At 63.3% G+C, this 4,205-nt stretch carries 3 protein-coding genes and 1 tRNA gene; 1 reads left to right on the forward strand and 3 read right to left on the reverse strand.

Annotated features, from left to right (window positions below; translation table 11 throughout):
* Position 1 precedes the first annotated feature (1 nt).
* The 3 genes from AAC023_RS13785 to AAC023_RS13795 form a co-directional block, all read right to left on the reverse strand.
* Positions 2-78 (reverse strand) — tRNA-Met (locus tag AAC023_RS13785).
* Between the two features lie 91 nt (positions 79-169).
* Positions 170-2,227, reverse strand: a complete 2,058-nt coding sequence (locus AAC023_RS13790) for a methyl-accepting chemotaxis protein (RefSeq protein ID WP_339741770.1) — start codon at positions 2,225-2,227, stop codon at positions 170-172.
* Positions 2,228-2,360: 133 nt separating this feature from the next.
* Positions 2,361-2,648, reverse strand: coding sequence for an energy transducer TonB (locus AAC023_RS13795; RefSeq protein ID WP_339741771.1), 288 nt, complete (start codon positions 2,646-2,648; stop codon positions 2,361-2,363).
* A gap of 406 nt (positions 2,649-3,054) precedes the next feature.
* Between AAC023_RS13795 and AAC023_RS13800 the strand changes: the two genes are divergently transcribed.
* Positions 3,055-4,122, forward strand: coding sequence for an Ldh family oxidoreductase (locus AAC023_RS13800; protein ID WP_339741772.1), 1,068 nt, complete (start codon positions 3,055-3,057; stop codon positions 4,120-4,122).
* The last annotated feature ends 83 nt before the right edge of the window (positions 4,123-4,205 follow it).

Raw genomic sequence — 4,205 nt, forward strand, 5'->3', positions numbered from 1 at the left:
ATGGTAGCGGGAGGGAGACTTGAACTCCCGACCTCAAGATTATGAGTCCTGCGCTCTAACCAGCTGAGCTACCCCGCCACACCCTCTGCAAGCAGAGAGGCACGCCGTATACGCGGACCGCCCGCAGCTGACAAGCCACGGGCGGTCCCTGATTTCAGTTGTCTGCAGATCAGGCCGAACGCACCTCGGTGAGGAATTGCTCGACGGAGGTTTTCAGGCTGCCCGACTGGCGCGAAACGGCCAGCGACGCCTCGAGAACCTCACCGGCGCTTTCGCCGGTTTCCGAGGTCGCGCGATCGACTTCCTGGATATTGGCAAACACATCGCGCGTTCCATCGGCAGCTTCCTGGGCCGAGCGGGTGATTTCGCCGGCTGCAGCACGCTGCTCTTCCATCGCCGCAGCGATGGCCGTCGCGATTTCACTCATCTCGTGAATCGTGCCGCCGATCGAGGACATCGCCTCGACCGCCTTGGAGGTGGCGCTCTGAATGCCGGAGATGTGTTCGGAGATATTCTGCGTCGCAGCTCCGGTCTGGCTCGCTAGCGCCTTCACTTCGGAGGCCACCACCGCAAAGCCCTTGCCGGCCTCACCGGCGCGAGCTGCCTCGATGGTCGCGTTGAGGGCCAGGAGATTGGTCTGTTCGGCGATGTCATTGATCAGGCCGACAATGTCATCAATGCTCTTGGCAGCATCATCGAGACGCTGGACATCGCCATTGGTGCGTTCGACCTGGTCGACAGCGCTGCCGGCGATCTGGGTCGAGCGGGCGATCTGCTGGCTGATCTCGCCAATGGAGGAGACCATCTCCTCGGCCGCAGCGGCCACGGTCTGGACGTTTTGCGACGCACCTTCCGAGGCATGCGCCACAGCGGCGGATTTGCCGGTTGTGGCGGCGGCGGTCGAACTCATCGTGCGGGCGGCCGTTTCCATCTGGTTGGCAGCGGCACTGACCTGGCCGATGGCATCGGCGGACGCTTCTTCGAAGGCCTGGATCAGGCTCTCGACGGCCGCAGCCCGTTTTTCCTTCATTCGGCGCTCTGCCAGCGTCTCGGCTTCCAGCCGGGTACGCTCGATCGCGTTCTGGCGGAAAACATCCACCGATCGCGCCATGTCGCCAATCTCGTCATTGCCCGGCGTGAAGTTCAGATTGACGTCGCTATTTCCCTCGGCCAGCGCCCGCATGGTACGCGCCATCGCGCTGATACGTTTCAGGAGCGTCCTGTTGACGTAGAACCAGCCGATACCGGCAGCAATGCCCAGGCCGATCGCGGCGATCGCGATCAGGACGACACGACCTGTCACGACGGCAGAATTGGCGGCTTGGGTCGCAATATCGACCCGCTGGCTGACTTCCTGTTTGAATGCGGTGACATGGGTGGTCAGCGCTGAGGCCGCGGTACGGGCCTCGGCGGCAAGGACCTCAGCTTGCGCAATCGCGGCCAATTCGGCCTTGCGGAGTTCGAACACGCCCGCCGCGCCGTCGCCATAGCCAATCAACAGGTCGGCCTGGTCACGGACCAGCGGTGAGGCCGGACGCTCGAGCAGTGCCAGGTTGATATCAAGCTCACCGGCCGCTTCGTCATACCGGTCGTAGATGGCATCGATCTCCGCATCGGACGCGGCGATATCGAGTTCATTGTACTGGATCAGGAGCTGGTTGGCGGCGATCAGGGCGCGCAGCAGGCTTTCGACATCGCCCTCTTCGCTATTGTCGAGCGCGGTCTCGATACTGCTGGCCAGGCTGACCCGGCCCTGGCGCGCCAGATTGGTGGTGTCGCGGCGCTGATTGCGAACGGTAAGACGCCGGTCGACCGCGGAATTCATGCCCTCGACCATGCCGGACAACTCTGCCGCCGCTTCGTTCAGGGTCGTCAGCTCGCCGCCATTCGACAGAACGCGGAGCGCGTCCAGTTGCGGCGACAGGTGATCGCGAAGCTCAATGGCGCGTTGGAAGTTCTCGCCCCTCACTTCGGAGGTCGAGGAGAGCGCGAGTTCCTGCAATACAGCGCTGAGGCCCTGGCTGTCCTCGCTGAGCGCGTCGACGGCCAATGTTTCGGGAATGGCGCGGCTGGTGATCTGACTGACCGCAAGATTGGTGGAGTTGAAGCCCGTGACGCCCACGACAGCCGCCACGAGCGTCATCACGGATGATAGAGCGAAGGCGGCCAGAAGCCGAAATTTGACGCTGGAGGTTTTTTCTCCAAGTCCGGCGAGTACAGCATTCATGGGCTTGGCCCCTTATGGTTAATGGCCTCGGGCAAGAAATTACAGGCGACGCTAACGCGCCGCCCGTAAATGAATTCTTATTTTGATGGCGATCGCTGAAATCTTTTGTCCGCTGACCGCACCACCCGGGTCATTAACCGCCCAGGTTGAAATCGAAACGCTGTACCACGCCCTCGGTCGAGGCCTCAGCTGGCGCATAGCTCCAACCTTCGATTGCATGCAGGACAGCGCGATCAAACACGCCTTCCGGCTGCGCTTCGACGACCGTCGGATTTTCGACAGTGCCATCGGGCGACACCGTGTATTCGACAACTGCATAGCCCTCGACACCGCGACGCTCGGCGCCACGCGGATATTCCGGAGCTGCTACGCTCGTACGTTCGCGCTCTTGAGCGAACGCCGGAGCGGCTGAAAATGCCATGGCGGACATTGCCACCGCCAGGATCATTGTTCCCGTTTTATACATTGACTTACCCTTCATCCAGTTTTGGCGTGCGCCGTCCGGGATTTTTCCCGTGTTCAACGCGGTGTCTTCTTGTCCGGTCCAGCAATTGTCCGGCACGAGGGAGAATGACTCAAATCAATTGCTAAACGCTTAAGTGGCACGGTGAAATTTGAGGCAGTGCTGGTTTTTCTCATTTTGCCACGAAACCGGCTCGGCCGGCCTGGCGCCTGACCGGTCAGCCTGTATCCATTGATGCTGTGGCCGTGACCGATCGGAGGGCGGGCGGACGGGATTACCGGCTTCACCGGTGAGCGGCTATGGTCCGGGATGGAGGGCGCCTATGATGGCCGTTTCGATTCCCTGACACTCGCAGTGAGGCCCAATGAAGACCAGCGATATCCGCCTGCCTGCCCGGGAGATGACCGAGTTTTGCGCCGCCCTGCTGAGGGCTGCCGGCGCGAGGCCCGAGGATGCGGAAGGTGTATCGGAGCATCTTGTCTCTGCCAGCCTGGCGGGACATGACAGCAATGGCATCGCGCTGCTTCCGGCCTGGCTTGAACAGGCCGGCCGGCAACTGGTCAATCTCGACAGCAAGGAGCATGTCCTGACCGAGACCGGGATCCTGCTGCGCGTCGATGCCGATGGCGGTTGGGGCGCACCGGCGGCGTCACGCCTGATCGAGCGGGCCGGTGCCAAGGCGCTCGAACACGGGCTGGCAGCGGCGACGCTGGGCCATGCCCATGATCTCGGTCGTATCGGCGCCTATGGCGAGCAGGCGGCTGCAGCCGGCCTGGCGGCCCTCCTCTTCGTCAATATCACCGGCCAGCCGCCCGTCATGGCACCGTTTCATGGCTCCGATGCCAGGCTTGGCACGGATCCGGTCTGCATCGCCTTTCCCGCCACCACGCATCGATCCAGCTTTGTGCTCGACATGGCCACCAGCCGCATCTCGCTCGGCCGGCTCAAGATTGCCGCGGCGCGCGGCCAGGACATTCCGCCCGGCTCGCTGATCAATGAGCATGGCATGCCGACGACGGATCCATCCGGCATGAGCGAACCGGTGCGCCGGGGCGCCCTCACCCCGATGGGCCGCCACAAGGGCTATGGCCTCGCCCTCGCCTGCGAACTGCTCGGTGGCGTGCTCTCCGGCGGCGGCACGATCCAGCCGGAGCATCCACGCGGCGGCGCCGTGCGCAACGGCATGTTCGCCATCCTGATCAATCCGGCGATGTTCGGCGAAGCGGACTGGATGGAGCATGAGATCGAGGCCCTGGCGACATACGCTCTCGCCTCGCCGCCGATGGATTGGGACAGTCCGGTCCTCTATCCCGGCGATCCGGAACGGGCCCTGCGTGGCAAGCGGCTGCGCGAGGGCGTGCCGGTATCAGCGGAACTGGTCGAAGCCCTCAATGCCGCTGCGGCAGCGAAGGGATGCACGGCCCGCCTCTAGCCCGGCACCTGAAACAATTCCAGCACCTCACCATTGATCCGCATCGGACGGCGCGTCGCGCGGTTGATGCGGCACCATTCCGT

It is taken from the genome of uncultured Maricaulis sp., assembly GCF_963976135.1.
Taxonomy (GTDB): Bacteria; Pseudomonadota; Alphaproteobacteria; order Caulobacterales; family Maricaulaceae; genus Maricaulis.

Excerpts from the sequence above, each read along its gene's own strand:
- AAC023_RS13790 (WP_339741770.1), bottom strand. The coding sequence starts at position 2,227 with ATGAATGCTGTACTCGCCGGACTTGGAGAAAAAACCTCCAGCGTCAAA.
- AAC023_RS13795 (WP_339741771.1), bottom strand. The coding sequence starts at position 2,648 with ATGGCATTTTCAGCCGCTCCGGCGTTCGCTCAAGAGCGCGAACGTACG.
- AAC023_RS13800 (WP_339741772.1), top strand. The coding sequence starts at position 3,055 with ATGAAGACCAGCGATATCCGCCTGCCTGCCCGGGAGATGACCGAGTTT.